This window comes from Nocardia jinanensis, assembly GCF_014645735.1.
GTDB classification, from domain to species: domain Bacteria; phylum Actinomycetota; class Actinomycetes; order Mycobacteriales; family Mycobacteriaceae; genus Nocardia; species Nocardia jinanensis.
Map to the genome: position 1 here is coordinate 22,377 of NZ_BMMH01000038.1, position 15,057 is coordinate 37,433.

Consider the following 15,057-nt stretch of genomic DNA (forward strand, 5'->3'; position numbering starts at 1 on the left):
TGATGGAGACGGCGAGCGGCTATTTGGGGAGATGCGGATCAAGGGCAGCGGCGAACTCGCTCGATAACTCGCAGATATCGCGGGTCCAGCCGTCTTCCTCGAACCACGAGGCGCCGATCTCGAACATGCCCTGCTCGGCACCCATGGATATGTAGCAAGATCTTCCATCGGTCTCGGATTTATCGTAGGAGCGGAGTGCCGGCCGGGAGCCGACTGTGGTTTCAACCTTTTGGACCAGGTTTTCATTACTGCGGGCTTCGTCCAGAGTGTGCGAGGTCGACAAGATATCAACCCGGATCAGATCATCGGGGGTTCGCCAGCCACACACTCGCCAGGATGACTCCGCCTCCGGTGCATCGGTCACGATGGTCTTGGTAGCCGGGTTCAGCCCGACCTCCGTCAAGACCCGATCTGGAAGTCCGGTACAGGGATTGAAGACTTCGATGAGCCCGGCAGTCGTCGGGGCTGCTGTCCCGGTCGTGGATTCCTCGGTGCCTGATGTGCACCCCGTGACCAGCGCTGTTGCGGCCGCCGTAGCGAGCATTGCACGGACGAAGTCGGCGGTTCGCATGAATCTCCCCTGTGTCGGTGCGGCGGATTGGCCCCGCTATCACTATAAGACGCGCCGCAGCGCTCCATCGTTCCCCTGATTCCGGCGACCGCGTCCTCGTTGCCACACATCCACCATGGGCTCAGCGGTCTCCATCTCGAGTACCGGCTGTCTCGGTGCGCTCGAGGCTGCGGCCGCTGTCATGATCCGGTGCGCCGTCGACCGGGAGACCTCCACCGTGCACCAGGGGCCTTCCGCTGGCGGAGAGCCCCTGGTGGATCAGGGTCGGTCGATCCGCACTGAGGCCAGGAACTCATCCCACGCGGTGGCGCAGAAAATCAGAGCCGGGCCGGTTCGGCGTTTGCTGTCCCGAACTCCAACGACGCCCCCGGTGAAATGCGCTACCTCGACACATTCTCGATCCGGGCCGCTGTGCGAACTCTTGAACCACCGGGCCCCGGCCAGATCATCGGTCACCGCTGGTACTCCTTCACCACACTCTCGACCAGGTCCCTGGTCCCCTGCTCATCCAAAGCTACACGGGTGATATCGAGTATGGCGTCCCTGTACTGCGCGACCTCGCCACTCCGTTCGAGGTAGAGATCTCCGGTGTATCCCTCGACGTAAGCAACCGGTGGCTCTGCGATCCGTGTGTTCGACGGCACCGGAAATTCGAGCAGCACGAAGGAGCGAACAACCAGGCCGATCGGGCTCCTGGAGTCGAACGGCACAACGCGCACGGATATGTTCGGCGACTCGCTCACCCTGATCAGGTGGAGTAGCTGATCCGCCATGACCGCCCGGCCGCCCACATGGTGCCGGAGCGCGGCTTCGGAAAGCAGCACATTGAGCCGGAATGTGTTGTCACTGAGTTTGTCCCGACGTTGTCGCGCGAGCGCGAGCCGACGTTCCACGTCCGCGGTAGGCCAGTCGGGATGTGCTGCCCAGATGATCGCGCGACGATATTCCGGGGTCTGCAACAGTCCTGGCACCAGAGTGATCTGCCAGCTGGTCATCTCGCGGGCGGCCGCCTCCAGTCCGAGGTAGTGGTTGAAATCCCGGGGGATCTCGTCGGCGTACGCGCGCCACCACCCTCCCCCGGACAGTTTCGTAGCTCGCAATTCCCGCAGTAGGTCCAGGGCGAATCGGCGTTCTTCGTCCGATGCCTGATACGCATCGCACAATCCGTTGACCTGTAGCGTCGTCGGACGGGATGCGTGCCCGTCCTCCATCCGGCCGATCGTCTGGGGGCTCACCTCGATCGCGCGTGCCGCGGCGGCCTGACTGATCTCACGCCGTTCACGCAGTCGGCGCAATTCCCGCCCCAATGCTCGTTTCGGGAGTGTGGATCCACCCGTCATTGTCGTTACCTCTCCTAATTATCGAATTCCCTGATGGAATGCCCCGGCCGGAGCGCATTACCGAGGAAAGGCCCGGCACGGAAGCCGGACCATACGGGCGGGTATTTCCGCAGAGACTGTTCCACATGCTGCGCTGTTTCGATCTACTTATTCCGCGCCCGGCGCAGGAAATTCCCCCGAAACCCCTTGGGGCACACCGACGGTACGACCAGGAGCGTCGCACCACCGGTGGTCCGATCACGGCCGCCACAGCTCATCGGACCCTGCGCCGGGCTGCATCCATCGCCTCTCGCGAAAGGCGGAAACCATGCCCGTCGCAATCGTATACCTGAACAAAAGTCTTTGTGGCACAAGGAGAGAACTGATCGAGACCGAATGCCGGTATTTCGCTGTCGCGCACGGTTTCCGTATCGCACGGGTGGTCGTGGAATCCGGGTTCGATGTATTGGCATGGACATTACGGAAATTGGAGATGCTGGGCGGTGACGCAATAGTGACGCCCACAGTCGAGCACATCGGTTTCCGCGCACCGGTCGTACTCGAACGCTGCGGGCTGATGGTGATGCGCCCGTGCGGCTGGTACCGCCGCGGTGAGGTGGACCGGTGGATACCGGATACCCCTGAGGTCCACCGGTGACCGACCACGAACCCGGCGGGGACACGCGCGTTCCCCATCTCGAACCAGGCGGACAGTCGACAGCCATCGGCTACCTGCGCACCGATCTGTGCGGGCATCGCGGATTTGCCACCGCGCGCCTCCGGTTGACCGCCATCGCCCACGGCTACCGGCTCCTATGGCTGATCGAGCTCCCAGCCGACCCCGGTCCGGACCATCTCACGACACTTCGCGCCACGCTGGACCGGACCGGAGCCGACGCAGTCATCGTCGCGGCGACGACGCATCTACCCGGCAGACAGCTGCGCGCCTTGCGCACCATCACACCGGTGATCGTGGACGCCACCGTGCTACCCGAGACCCACGGGCTCCTCGCTCGGCTGCGCTCACTACTGGGGCGAGATCTGCTACAACGCTGAGACCGCGCCGACGAACCGGTCCAGTTCGTCGTGACTCACGAAGCAGTGCGGTGAGGCGCGTACCACCGAATCCAGTCCGCGGGCCGACATATCGAGCAGTGTGGACCCGCGATGGCTGACCGTCACCGTGATGTCCTTGCCGAGCAGGCGATCCCGGACCTCCACCGGCGCTGTACCGGCCACTGTGAACGAGACGATGCCGCTGTGTTCCACCCCGAGATCACGGACCGTCACTCCGGGCAGGTCACCGAGCGCGCCCCGGAGATACTCGGCGCGCTCGGCTACCGCCGCGTACACCTCCTCCGGACCGAGTTCAAGCAGGTACCGCACCGCCGCGCCGAGCCCGAGCCGGGCCGCGACATCGTGCTCCCAGAACTCGAACCGGGAAGCGTCCGGCGCCATCTGATAGTCGTGCGGACCTGTCCACTGGGCGCTGTGCAGATCGAGTCGGCCGGGTTCCAGCGAGGCGGCCAGTTCGGGCCGCAGATAGAGGAATCCGGTGCCCCGGGGGCCGCGCAACCATTTGCGCCCGGTGGCCGACAGCGCGTCCACTCCCAGCTCGGCGACATCCAGCGGCAGCTGGCCCGCGGACTGACACGCGTCGAGCAGTACCAGCGCCCCGGCCTCGCGTGCGATCCGCGCCGCCGCGGCCACCGGGTTCACCAGGCCCCCGTTGGTAGGGACGTGCAGCAGCGATACCAGCCGCACCCGGTCGTCCATCATCGCGGCCAGCGCGTCGATATCGAGCCGGCCGGTCTCGTCGCTGGGAATCTGTTCCACCCGGGCTCCGGTGGCCCGGGCGCGCTGCAGGGCGGCGATGGCATTGCTGGCGTAATCGGCCCCGGAAACGAGAATGCGGTCGCCGGGGCGTAGCGGGACAGCGTAGAAGAAGTCCGACCAGCCGCGGGTGGCGCTGTCGCTGAGGGCGATGGTGTCGGGTGTGGTGTTCAGCAGGGTCGCTATCGCCTGCTTCACCCCGGCCAGATCGGCGAGGCGTTCGTTCGCGGCCCGGTATCCGCCGATCTCGGACTCCCGCCGCAGATGGGCGATCACCGTCTCGGTGACCATCCGCGGCGGAAGCGAGGAACCCGCGCTGTCCAGGAAAACCGCCCCTGCCCCGATACCGGGCGTATCGTCACGTACTCGCTGCTCATCGACCATGCACCCGAGCCTATGACGGATCCGTGACCCGTTCGCGCCGCAAATGTGTCCGTGCCCGTCGCTACTCTGGATTCCACGCGGAGCCGGCCCGGCCGTCCGGATCATGCCCCGCCGTCGATCGACGACGAACCGATAATCGAACACACCGCTCGGGCAACGCCCCGGACCGAACACGCGAATCACGAACCAGCACGAAGCCGCACGGAGGTTGGTATGGCGGTCACCCTCGAACATCCGGAATCGACCAGCGACCTACCACCGCACCCGGCCCTGTCCAGCCGAGCGGCGGCCGAAGCCTTTATCGGCGGGGTCTGTTTCAAGCTGGGTCCGCCCAGCCTCATCGGCGCCGAACTCGAATGGTTCACCGTCTGCCGGACCGGTCGTACGGCACGCCGGAGCGCACCGCGGTCGGCCCCGGACAGCACCCAGCAGCTGTTCACCGGCGCCCGGCCCACGACCGAACTACTCGCCCAGGCCCTGGGCCCCTACGCACCCCGCGCCATCGCGCCCGATTCCCCCGCCCGCCCACTACCCGGCGGCAGCCGGGTAACCGTCGAACCCGGTGGGCAGGTCGAACTCTCCAGCATCGCCGTCCCCGACGCCGCCGACCTGCGCGCCCGGCTCCGGACCGATCAGCAGCACCTGCGCGAACTCCTGAACAGCCACTCCATCCGGATGATCGCCGCCGCCGCCGATCCGGCCCGCACCCCCCGGTGCCAGCTTCGGCTGCCGCGCTACCAGGCGATGGAGCACTACTTCACCCGGATCGGCCCTTTCGGGCGGCTGATGATGAGCAATACCGCCGCCGCCCAGGTCAGCGTCGATATCGGCGCAGATCACGCCGAGCTCACCACACGCTGGACGGCCCTGCACGCGGTCGGGCCGGCCCTGATCGCCGCGTTCGCGTGTTCACCGGTGCTGCGCGGCGCGCCCACCGGCGAATGGGCCTCCCAGCGGATGCGGACCTGGTTGCACCTGGACCCGGCGCGGGCCTGCCCGCCCGTCGACGAGTGGGCCGACCCGGTCGCCGGCTATGCGGCCTGGGCACTGGACGCACCCCTGCTGTGCGTCCGGCGTACCGAACCGGCCCCCCGGCTCGCCTGGGCGGCGCCGCCCGATACCACCTTCGGTGACTGGCTGTCCGGCGCCCTGGACGAGGTGATCGGCCGCCGTCCCGATATCGGTGACCTGCGATATCACCTGACCACACTGTTCCCGCCGGTTCGCCCCGCCGGATACTTCGAGGTCCGGTATCTCGACGCGCAGCCCGGCGACGGCTGGACCGTCCCGATCGGCGTCGTCGACGCCCTGCTGTCCACGCCGGCCTCCGTCGCCGACGCGACCGCCGCCGCGGCCGCCACGGCCGGACGCTGGCACGATGCCGCCCGCTACGGCCTCGCCGATCCGGAGCTGCGCGCCGCCGCCGTCGCGGTACTGGAGGCCGCCGCCGCCCACACCGCCGACCCGGACCCGCAGCTGCACGCCGCCGTCCGGCGTTGCGCGCACGGGTGGGCACCGCAGCACGAGGAACGTTATGTGTGACGCCCCGGTTCGGCGCACACCCGGACCCACCCACCGACCAGCCGTCGACGAGCGGAGCCGCATCGTGACCACCACCCAGCCGAACTCCGACCTCATCCGGACCGAACAGTTACGCGAGAACATCGCGGCCGCTCTGATCCGGGCCAGGCGACGTACCGCCACGCTCACCGACTGCGTGGACGAAGCCGAACTCCGCGCGCAGCACTCCCCACTGATGAGCCCGCTGGTCTGGGACCTGGCCCATATCGGTAGCCAAGAGGAGTTGTGGCTGGTGCGTGATGTCGGCGGCCGGGAGCCGGTTCGTCCCGATATCGACGAACTCTACGACGCGTTCAAACACGCTCGCTCGAATCGGCCACAGCTGCCGCTGCTGGGTCCCGACGAAGCCCGCGGCTATGTCGGCGCGGTACGCGACAAGGTGTGGGACGTTCTGGACCGCAGCCCGCTGCGGGGCAACGACCTGGTCGAGGGCGGTTTCGCCTTCGGCATGATCGCCCAGCACGAACAGCAGCACGACGAGACCATGCTCGCCACCCACCAGTTGCGGACGGGGGCACCGGTACTGACGGCGCCCGCCCCGCCTGCCGCGACCACGGTGGTACACGGTGAGGTGATGATCCCCGCGGGGGAATTCGTGATGGGCACCTCCACCGACCCCTGGGCGCTGGACAACGAACGACCGGCGCATCCGGTGCACGTGCCCGCCTTCGCGATCGACGCCGCGCCCGTGAGCAACGCGCAGTACCTCGAGTTCGTCGCCGACGGTGGCTATGAGCGCCGGGAACTGTGGTCCGAGCGCGGCTGGTCGTATCGGCGCGAAGCCGGGCTCACGGCACCGCAGTTCTGGGAACGCGATACGGACGGACGGTGGTGGCGGCGGGTCTTCGGGGCGCCGCGGCCGCTGCGGCCGGAACAACCGGTGGTGCACGTGTGCTGGTTCGAGGCCGAGGCCTACGCGAACTGGGCCGGTAAGCGGCTGCCCACCGAGGCGGAATGGGAGAAAGCGGCCCGCTACGACCCCGGGACCGGGCGTACCCGTGCCTACCCTTGGGGTGATGCCGATCCCGGGCCCGGCCTGGCCAATCTCGGCCAGCGCCACCTCGAACCCGCCGATATCGGCGCCTATCCCGCGGGTGCCTCACCCGCGGGTGTACACCAGCTGATCGGCGATGTCTGGGAGTGGACCGCCTCCGGATTCCACTCCTATCCCGGGTTCCGTGCCTTCCCGTACCGGGAGTACTCGGAGGTGTTCTTCGGCGGCGACTACCGAGTGCTGCGCGGCGGCTCCTTCGGTACCGACCAGGTCGCCTGCCGGGGCACCTTCCGCAACTGGGACCATCCGATCCGCCGGCAGATCTTCGCCGGGTTCCGGCTGGCCCGAACCGTGGACCGGGAAGAGGCCTGATGTGCCGGCACATCGGCTATGTGGGCCCGGCGGTGCCGGTGGGCGAGGTGCTGACCCGCGGCCCGCATTCCCTGCGTACCCAGGCATGGGCGCCCCGTGAGATGCGCGGCGGCGGGACGATCAACGCCGACGGATTCGGGGTCGCGTGGTGGGGCCCGAACCCGGCTCCGGTCACCCGCTACCGCAATGCCGAGCCGATCTGGACCGATCCGGCGGTGGACGAGGTACTGCCGCAGCTGACCTCGCACGCGGTACTGGGGTCGGTCCGCTCGGCCACGGTCGGTATGCCGGTGGAACGTTCGGCGTGCGCGCCGTTCCTGTGGGACCGATGGGCGTTCAGCCACAACGGCGTGGTGCCGCGGTGGCGCTCGGTGCTGACTGCCGTCCTGTCCGATCTGGATGTCGCCGCGACCCGCGCCGGAATGACCCGTCGCTACGAGACCAGCCATCTGCTCGAGGCCGAGGCGCTCACCGATTCGGCCGCGCTGTGGGTGCTGCTGAGCCGGTTGCTGGACCCCGAGCCGCCCGCGGGACTGGCCGAAACTCCCGGCACCGCACTGCGTCTGCTCGTCACCGGGGTCCTGCACCACGCTCCCGACGCCCGGGTGAACCTGCTGCTCGGCGACGGTGCGCGACTGTGGGCCACCACCTGCTATCACTCGCTGTACGCCCTGATCGGCGACGATTTCGCCGTGCTGGCCTCCGAACCCTATGACGACGACACCCGGTGGCGGCAACTACCGGATCGGAGTCTCGTCCACGCCGAACCCGGCGGGCTGAGTATCGAAACCCTCGAACTCGGCCGATCCACCGCGACCGAAAGTCTGCCCCTATGACCCAGCCGATCGTGGAAGTCCATCTCACCGACGCCGATCTCACCGAGGCGCTGCGCACGGACGCGCGCAGCGGACTCACCGCGAGCCCGAAATGGCTGCCCCCGAAATGGTTCTACGACGCCCGCGGTAGCGATCTGTTCGAACAGATCACCGCGCTGCCCGAGTACTACCCGACCCGTACCGAACGGGCTCTGCTGGAATCGGTCGCCGGGGCGATCGCCCGCACCGCGAAGGCAGAGGTCCTGGTCGAACTGGGTTCCGGTTCGGCGGCGAAGACCCGGATCCTGCTGAACGCCCTCACCTCGGAGGGTCCGCTCAAAACCTATGTCCCGCAGGATGTCTCGGCGACCGCCCTGCGTGCTTCGGCAGCAGAGGTGGCCGCGGAGTTTCCCGGCCTGGCAGTGCACGGTGTGGTCAGCGATTTCACCGACACCCTCGGTACGCTGCCCCGCGGTGGACGCCGGATGATCGCGTTCCTCGGCGGCACGATCGGCAATATGGTCCACGACGAACGCGCCGAATTCCTCACCGGCATCCACGATGTACTGGAACCGGGTGAACAACTGCTACTGGGCGCCGGGCTCGTCCTGGAGCCGGACATCATGGTCCCCGCATACGACGACGCCGCCGGGATCACCGCGGAATTCAACCGCAATGTGTTGCGGGTCCTCAATTCCCGGCTGCGAGCCGATTTCGATCCGGAATCCTTCCGCCATATCGCGCACTGGGACCCGGACAACGAATGGATCGAGATGCGGCTGGAAGCGACCCGCGATATGAGTGTCACAGTCGCCGATCTCGGTTTCACCGCGCGCTTCGCCCGAGGCGAGCAGATACGCACCGAGATATCCGCGAAATTCCGGCTGCCCGGGCTGGACAGCGAACTACGCGGCGCCGGATTCGTCACCGAACACGCTTGGACCGATCCCGACGACAGATTCGCCCTCGTTCTCGCGGCCCGCGTCTGAGCCAGAGCCCCGTGAGACCGATCGGCCCGACCCCGACACAACACGGGAGCCGGCGCCATCGACACAGCCGGGGCCTGCACGGTTCTGAAGCGCGTGCGGTCGGCCGTCCATAGATCGGCGACAGTTGAGCACTTACAGAGTCGTCAACCTACCCAGGCGATCAAGGTGCACTTCCGCACACACCTTCCGTCTACTCCGGATGGTCCACCTCAGTAGGCGGGGCCCGCCCCGGTTCTGGAGCGACGAAGCGAAGGAGCGCAGCGACTGAGCGAAGGAGTGAAGAACCGGGGTTAACAGGGCCCCGCCCCGCGGCGCCGCAGGCGACGCCAAAAATTCAGTGCAGCCGGTTCTGCGCCGTCTCCAAACCCACCCGCAGCAGCAGTTCCACGGCGTCGGCGGCCTGCTCGACCACCGTGGGTACTTCCTTGCGCTCGGCCGGCGAAAACGGTTTGAGCACGAAATCGGCTGGATCCTGCCGGCCGGGCGGGCGCCCGATACCGATACGGGTGCGCAGATAGTCCTTGGTGGTGAGAGCGCCGGATACCGACCGCAGGCCGTTGTGCCCGCCCTCGCCGCCACCGCGTTTGAGCCTGATCTCACCGAACGGGAGATCCAGTTCGTCGTGTACGACGACGACCTCGGTCGGCGGGACCGAGAAGAACCGGGCCAGCGCCGCCACCGGACGACCAGACAGGTTCATGAACGACCGCGGTTTCGCGATCAGCACCTGGCGTCCATCCAAACGGGCCTGCAGCAGATCAGCGCCCGATTTCTTGTGGGCGGTGAACCGGCCACCGACCCGCTCCGCGAGCGAGTCGGCGACCAGAAAGCCCACATTGTGCCGGGTCCGCTCATAAGCGGGACCCGGATTGCCCAGGCCGACGACGAGCGTCGGCGCGGTATCGGCCATCGAAAGGAGGCCGGAATCTTTATTCGGCGCTCTCGGCCTCGGCGACCTCGGTCTCGGGCTCCGGCTCGGCCGTGCGGGGCTCGACCACGTTCACGATGAGCGCCTCGGGGTCACCGGCCAAGCTGATGCCCTTGGGCAGCTCGATGGCGCCCGCGGTGATCTGGGTGCCGACCTCGGCACCGGCGATGGAGACCTCGATCGACTCCGGAATGTTGAGAGCGTCGGCAGAGATCGAGAGGGTGGTGGCTTCCTGGGTGACCAGGGTGCCGGGGCCGGCCTCACCGGTGAGGGTGACCGGGACATCGGCGGTGACCGCTTCGCCCCGCTGCACGATCAGCAGGTCGGCGTGCTCGATGTAGCGGTGGATCGGGTGCACCACGACCGACTTGGTCAACGCGAGCTGCTTCTTGCCCTGGATGTTCAGGTTCAGCACCGCGTTGGTGCCGTGCTGACGCAGGATGGCCGCGAACGACAGCGCGTCCAGCGACAGATGCTGAGGGTCCGACTGGTGCCCGTACAGCACGGCCGGCACGTTGCCCGCGCGGCGGGTACGGCGCGCTGCGCCCTTGCCGAACTCGGTGCGGATCTGCGCTTCGAGAAGGTTGACGTCGGACATGACTGGATAACTCCTACGGCTCTACCGGGCTGGTGGGCGGTGCCAGGGTAATCGCGCCCCTGGTCGGTTGGTCTGCTCGTCAGGCGAAGACCGATCGGAGGCGGCCGGAAGCCGCGCCGCGTCGATCACGGTGCCGCAGATATGCGAACCCTCGCCGAGACAACCCGAATACTGTAACTCGAGCACCGCATAACTCCTGAATCGGGGGCTGTGTTTATTGGCGGCGCCTTCGGCGCCGCTGGCGGGGCCCTATTAACCCCGGTTCTTCACTCCTTCGCTCAGTCGCTGCGCTCCTTCGCTACGTCGCTCCAGAACCGGGGCGGGCCCCGCCACCGAGGTGGACCATCCGGAGAAGACAAAGGTGTACCCGCAGATACGTCTCCACCGACCAGGTCGCCCACCACACGTCAGCAGTCCAAGACCACAGATCACTGAACAACCGCCCCCACACACGGTCACCACACCCCTTCGCCACACCACTCCACAACCGGGGCGGGCCCCGCCACCGAGGCGGACCATCCGGAGAAGACAAAGGTGTACCCGCAGATACGTCTCCACCGACCAAGTCGCCCACCACACGCCAACAGCCCAAGACCACAGATCACTGAACAACCGCCCCCACACACGGTCACCACACCCCTTCGCCACACCACCCCACAACCGAGGCGGGCCCCGACCACGAATCGACGCGGTGGTGTGGCGGTGGTGCACACCGATCGCCCTGGTAGGTGCACGGCGCGACTCCTGGAGGCCGTCACGTAGCCTGGACGGTTGTCCCGCACTTCCGCCGAAAGGTTGTTTCCGTTGACCGCCTCCACCGAGGGCTCCGTCGCGCCCGCCGCGCGCGGGTTGGCCGCCGAGGTGTCGCGGCGTCGCACCTTCGCCGTGATCTCCCACCCCGACGCGGGTAAATCGACGCTCACCGAAGCTCTCGCGCTGCACGCCCACAAGATTTCCGAGGCGGGCGCCATCCACGGCAAAGCGGGACGTAAGTCGACGGTGTCGGACTGGATGGAGATGGAGAAGGCGCGCGGTATCTCGGTGAGCTCCACCGCGTTGCAGTTCAATTACCGGGCGGCCGGCTCCGAGGTCGACAATGTGATCAATCTCGTCGATACCCCCGGACACTCCGATTTCTCCGAGGACACCTACCGCGTCCTGACCGCGGTGGATGCCGCGGTGATGCTGATCGACGCCGCCAAGGGCCTGGAACCACAGACGCTGAAACTGTTCCAGGTGTGCCGCCATCGCGGTATCCCGGTGATCACCGTCATCAACAAATGGGACCGGCCGGGGCGGGCTCCGCTGGAACTGCTCGACGAGATCGACGAGCGGATCGGGCTCACTCCCACCCCACTGTTCCTGCCGGTCGGTATCGCCGGAGATTTCCGGGGCCTGCTGCGCCGCAGGCCCGACGGCACGGCCGCCGAATACATCCACTTCACCCGGACCGCCGGTGGCGCGACCATCGCGCCGGAGGAATCGCTGACCGCCGAGGCCGCCGAGGCCCGGGAGGGTGAACCGTGGAGCACGGCCGCGGAGGAGAGCGAACTGCTCTCGGCCACCGGTCAGGACCATGATCAGGAACTCTTCCTCGCCGGGCAGACCTCCCCGGTGATCTACGCCTCGGCCATGCTGAACTTCGGGGTCCGGCAACTGCTGGAGACCCTGGTGGCGCTCGCGCCCGCACCCCGCTTCCGGGCCGCGGTCGACGGCACCGCGCGCGCACCAGAGGACCCCTTCAGCGCGGTGGTGTTCAAGGTGCAGGCCGGTATGGACACCGCCCATCGTGACCGGCTGGCGTTCATGCGGATCGTCTCCGGTGAGTTCGAACGCGGCATGGTGGTCACCCACGCGCAGACCGGCCGCCCGTTCGCGACCAAATACGCGCTCACGGTGTTCGGCCGCGAACGCGCGACGGTGGACACCGCCTATCCCGGCGATGTGGTGGGCCTGGTGAACGCGACAGCTCTGGCCCCCGGCCACACCCTTTTCGTGGACAAGAAGGTCGAGTTCCCACCGATCCCCTCGTTCGCGCCGGAACATTTCGCGGCGCTGCGGGCCCGGAGCGCGGGCAAGTACAAGCAGTTCCGCAAGGCCATCGATCAGCTCGATTCCGAGGGTGTGGTGCAGGTACTGCGCAACGATTCGCGCGGTGACGCCTCACCCGTGCTCGCGGCCGTCGGTCCCATGCAGTTCGAAGTGGTGACGGCCCGGATGCAGGGTGAATTCGGGGTCGAGACCCAGCTCGATCATCTCGCCTATACGATTGCCCGGCGCACCGACGCCGAATCGGCGTCCGAACTGGATCGCCAGCGCGGGGTGGAGGTGTTCACCCGGAGCGACGGCGCGATCCTGGCCGTGTTCAGCGATAAATGGCGGTTGCAGTACATCCAGAAAGAGATGCCCGGCCTCACGCTGGAACCACTGGTCGCGGCGGCCGACTGAGCCGGCTCAACCGGCCGCCCGCTCCTCGGGGCCCGGGTACTCCCGATCCGGATCGTATCCACCGGTATCGGGCCGGGGGCCGGCCGCGGGGTAGTCGCGCGGGGTCCGTTCGACCTCTTCGACTCCGCTGGGCTGCTGGATCAGGCCCCAGCGGTTGGCGGTGAGCCGCAGACTGGGCAGATCGCTGAGGCAGAGCACCACTTCATAGGTGCGTTCGTATCCGGTGCGCGCGATCCGCCAGCGTCCGTCGTCGCAGCGCACGTATTCATCGTTGTAGAAGGCCGAGCCGCGCAGCAACATATTGTTCTCGGGAATCAGCGCGGTATCGGACAGATACCAGATTCCGGTCGCCCGATCTCCGTCCACATCGATCTCTGGATGATCGCATCGGTGTTCGGTGATGACATGCGGCCCGAGAGTATTTCGCAGGAATGTGAGAAATGCTTCCCGGGATTCGAACTGCAGATATTCGCTATAGGTCGCCGTTGCCTCCGGGATCATCGTCTCCGCGAGTTCATCCCACAGTTTGGTGTCCAGCGTCCGCAGATACCGGAATTTGAGGCGATGTATCGCGAGCACGTCGTCTGCCGTCACGGAACTCACCCCGGATCGTTCGCCGGGACGCATCGGCCCCATCGTCAACGGCACATCCGGCTCGGGCTCGAGCCGCGGTGGCAGCGAGACGTCGAGCCCGGCTCCCAATGCGGCCGCGAGCGCGGCACCGGAGAAGGCCATGGTTTCACTGCTCTGGCCCGGCCGCCGCGGAAATCCACCCGGGCTCGGCCCGGGATCGTTGCGCTCCTCGCCCTGGTCCATACCTCCACCATCCCACCTGAAATGGACAAATAGGGAGGTAATTCAGATCTGTATCGGATTGCTATCCTGCGTCGGCGGTATCACGAGCTCGACCGCCCCGGCCGGTCGATACGGAAAAGTCCAGGTAGACAGCTTCGAACACCGTTTCCGGCGGGCGATATCAGGGCCGTTCACCGTTGCCGATGGTGAAGCAGGTCCGGCAGAAATCCTCGCCGAACTCGGTCAAGCGCAAGCTTTTGCGGACTATTTTCGGTGCACGCCCCGCTTTTTTCAGCGCCGCCTCCACGATCGGCTGGACCTCCAGCACCATATACCGGCTCAGTACGACCGGATCGTCGGAATTATCGGTCAGCCCCAGCCGGCTCAGGTTGATGAGATACGAGCGCGCGCGGTCCATATAGCGCACCCCGGCCTGCTCCGGAACCGAGGTCAGGCCCCCGGCGATCAGTTCCGACCCGATACCCAGGGGGCGGTTGGTGCGCACATCGACCGTCGGCTGCGGGCCGTTGAGCGCCATATAGCGCAGAATGCGGGCCTCGTCGGGGGCCAGTTCGTCCAGAATCCGGTCGTAGGCCGGATGCACCTCTTCGGTGAAGTACACATCGGCCGAGCGGGCCAGCAGCGCGTCCCCGCGTTTGCGTAGTTCGGCGACACTGGCCGAGCGCAGGTAGGAACCGACTGCGACGGTCTGCGGGGCGGGGGTCTGCCCGGTCGGCACGTAGCTGACGATCTCGCGCACCGATCCCTCGGTCACACCGAGCGCACTGCGCGCGATGGAACGCAGCGCGTTACCGGTCCGTTCGGCGATCTCGGCCGAGGATTCCCCCTCCAGCGCGGCCTGGGTGATCTCCCGGGTCACCTCGTAGGAGGTTTCCACCGCCCACTGACCTCCGCGCACCACGCTGCCGGCCGCCAGGCCCGCCGCCCGGAAAACCCCGCGGATCAGCCGGGCCTCGTTGCTGATCTGCCGCTGCTCGACATCGGAGCTGCGTTCCACACTCGACGGCGGCCGACGTTCGACGCCGGCGGTGGAAGCGCGCACACCGTTGGTGGAAGAACCGCGAGTGGGTCCCGGGATCGACGCGCGCCCGGCACCCGGGGACGCGCTGCGCTGCACGGCTCGGGAACCGGTTCGGGGGATCGCCGGTCCGGTCCTGTCGTCTGCCACGTCTACTCCGATATCGCCAGATGAACGAATCCGCTCACCGATTATTGCCCATTCGCCGCGATCACCCGCCGCCGGACCATAAATCCGGCTCACGTCTGAGACACTAGTGGGCGCAGCTGGGCGAAGCCCATCGGTAGCCGCGCACGGCCGGAGCGAAGGCGGAGGTACGCCTAATTGTATTGCCCTGTGAGGTTGGGGACGCGGCTGGCTGGTGGGTGTCCACCGAGTGCAGTGTGGCCGC

The 15,057-nt window shown here is 67.2% G+C and carries 15 protein-coding genes; 7 read left to right on the plus strand and 8 right to left on the minus strand.

All coding sequences use genetic code 11. The features are described 5' to 3' along the window. Positions 1-19: 19 nt before the first annotated feature. The 3 genes from IEY68_RS34235 to IEY68_RS34245 form a co-directional block, all read right to left on the minus strand. Positions 20-571, minus strand: coding sequence for a DUF3558 domain-containing protein (locus IEY68_RS34235; RefSeq protein ID WP_063916477.1), 552 nt, complete (start codon positions 569-571; stop codon positions 20-22). A gap of 258 nt (positions 572-829) precedes the next feature. Beyond that, the gene (locus IEY68_RS34240) at positions 830-1,027 is read right to left on the minus strand and encodes a DUF397 domain-containing protein (RefSeq protein WP_058856637.1); all 198 of its coding nucleotides are present in this window, start codon (positions 1,025-1,027) and stop codon (positions 830-832) included. Then, positions 1,024-1,911: a helix-turn-helix domain-containing protein gene (locus IEY68_RS34245; protein WP_063000879.1), complete on the minus strand. Its 888-nt coding sequence runs from the start codon at positions 1,909-1,911 to the stop codon at positions 1,024-1,026. Before IEY68_RS34245 ends, IEY68_RS34240 begins: the two co-directional genes overlap by 4 nt. A gap of 307 nt (positions 1,912-2,218) precedes the next feature. On the opposite strand from IEY68_RS34245, the gene IEY68_RS34250 reads away from it, so the two are divergent. Together IEY68_RS34250 and IEY68_RS34255 are read left to right on the plus strand one after the other, a co-directional pair. After that, positions 2,219-2,548 carry a hypothetical protein gene (locus IEY68_RS34250; protein WP_058856635.1) on the plus strand — a complete coding sequence of 110 codons (330 nt, stop codon included), beginning with the start codon at positions 2,219-2,221 and terminating at the stop codon, positions 2,546-2,548. Next, a complete protein-coding gene (locus IEY68_RS34255) occupies positions 2,545-2,946 on the plus strand; it encodes a hypothetical protein (protein ID WP_058856634.1) in 402 nt (133 codons plus the stop codon). Before IEY68_RS34250 ends, IEY68_RS34255 begins: the two co-directional genes overlap by 4 nt. On the opposite strand, the gene IEY68_RS34260 is transcribed toward IEY68_RS34255, so the two are convergent. Next, positions 2,935-4,107: an aminotransferase class V-fold PLP-dependent enzyme gene (locus IEY68_RS34260; RefSeq protein ID WP_058856633.1), complete on the minus strand. Its 1,173-nt coding sequence runs from the start codon at positions 4,105-4,107 to the stop codon at positions 2,935-2,937. The two genes, IEY68_RS34255 and IEY68_RS34260, sit on opposite strands and share 12 nt — an antisense overlap. Before the next feature lie 213 nt (positions 4,108-4,320). Here IEY68_RS34260 and egtA point away from each other — a divergent pair, with 213 nt between their 5' ends. The 4 genes from egtA (at position 4,321) to egtD (ending at position 8,858) form a co-directional block, all read left to right on the plus strand. Continuing rightward, positions 4,321-5,649: an ergothioneine biosynthesis glutamate--cysteine ligase EgtA gene (gene egtA, locus IEY68_RS34265; protein WP_063000877.1), complete on the plus strand. Its 1,329-nt coding sequence runs from the start codon at positions 4,321-4,323 to the stop codon at positions 5,647-5,649. A gap of 64 nt (positions 5,650-5,713) precedes the next feature. After that, a complete protein-coding gene (gene egtB / locus IEY68_RS34270; protein WP_058853158.1) occupies positions 5,714-7,054 on the plus strand; it encodes an ergothioneine biosynthesis protein EgtB in 1,341 nt (446 codons plus the stop codon). Then, positions 7,054-7,890 (plus strand): ergothioneine biosynthesis protein EgtC, encoded by an 837-nt coding sequence (egtC, locus tag IEY68_RS34275; protein ID WP_058853159.1) that lies wholly within the window; start codon positions 7,054-7,056, stop codon positions 7,888-7,890. The genes egtB and egtC overlap by 1 nt, the downstream gene beginning before the upstream one ends. Then, positions 7,887-8,858 carry an L-histidine N(alpha)-methyltransferase gene (gene egtD / locus IEY68_RS34280; RefSeq protein ID WP_058853160.1) on the plus strand — a complete coding sequence of 324 codons (972 nt, stop codon included), beginning with the start codon at positions 7,887-7,889 and terminating at the stop codon, positions 8,856-8,858. Before egtC ends, egtD begins: the two co-directional genes overlap by 4 nt. Positions 8,859-9,192: 334 nt before the next feature. On the opposite strand, the gene pth is transcribed toward egtD, so the two are convergent. Next, positions 9,193-9,768, minus strand: a complete 576-nt coding sequence (pth, locus tag IEY68_RS34285) for an aminoacyl-tRNA hydrolase (protein WP_058853161.1) — start codon at positions 9,766-9,768, stop codon at positions 9,193-9,195. A gap of 19 nt (positions 9,769-9,787) precedes the next feature. Next, positions 9,788-10,384: a 50S ribosomal protein L25/general stress protein Ctc gene (locus IEY68_RS34290; protein ID WP_058853162.1), complete on the minus strand. Its 597-nt coding sequence runs from the start codon at positions 10,382-10,384 to the stop codon at positions 9,788-9,790. Between the two features lie 804 nt (positions 10,385-11,188). Between IEY68_RS34290 and IEY68_RS34295 the strand changes: the two genes are divergently transcribed. Continuing rightward, positions 11,189-12,832, plus strand: coding sequence for a peptide chain release factor 3 (locus IEY68_RS34295; RefSeq protein ID WP_156426013.1), 1,644 nt, complete (start codon positions 11,189-11,191; stop codon positions 12,830-12,832). 6 nt (positions 12,833-12,838) lie between these two features. On the opposite strand, the gene IEY68_RS34300 is transcribed toward IEY68_RS34295, so the two are convergent. Both IEY68_RS34300 and IEY68_RS34305 read right to left on the minus strand, forming a co-directional pair. Continuing rightward, positions 12,839-13,459 carry a nuclear transport factor 2 family protein gene (locus tag IEY68_RS34300; RefSeq protein WP_082681106.1) on the minus strand — a complete coding sequence of 207 codons (621 nt, stop codon included), beginning with the start codon at positions 13,457-13,459 and terminating at the stop codon, positions 12,839-12,841. A gap of 349 nt (positions 13,460-13,808) precedes the next feature. Beyond that, positions 13,809-14,816: an Abi-alpha family protein gene (locus IEY68_RS34305; protein WP_229719210.1), complete on the minus strand. Its 1,008-nt coding sequence runs from the start codon at positions 14,814-14,816 to the stop codon at positions 13,809-13,811. Positions 14,817-15,057: the final 241 nt, after the last annotated feature.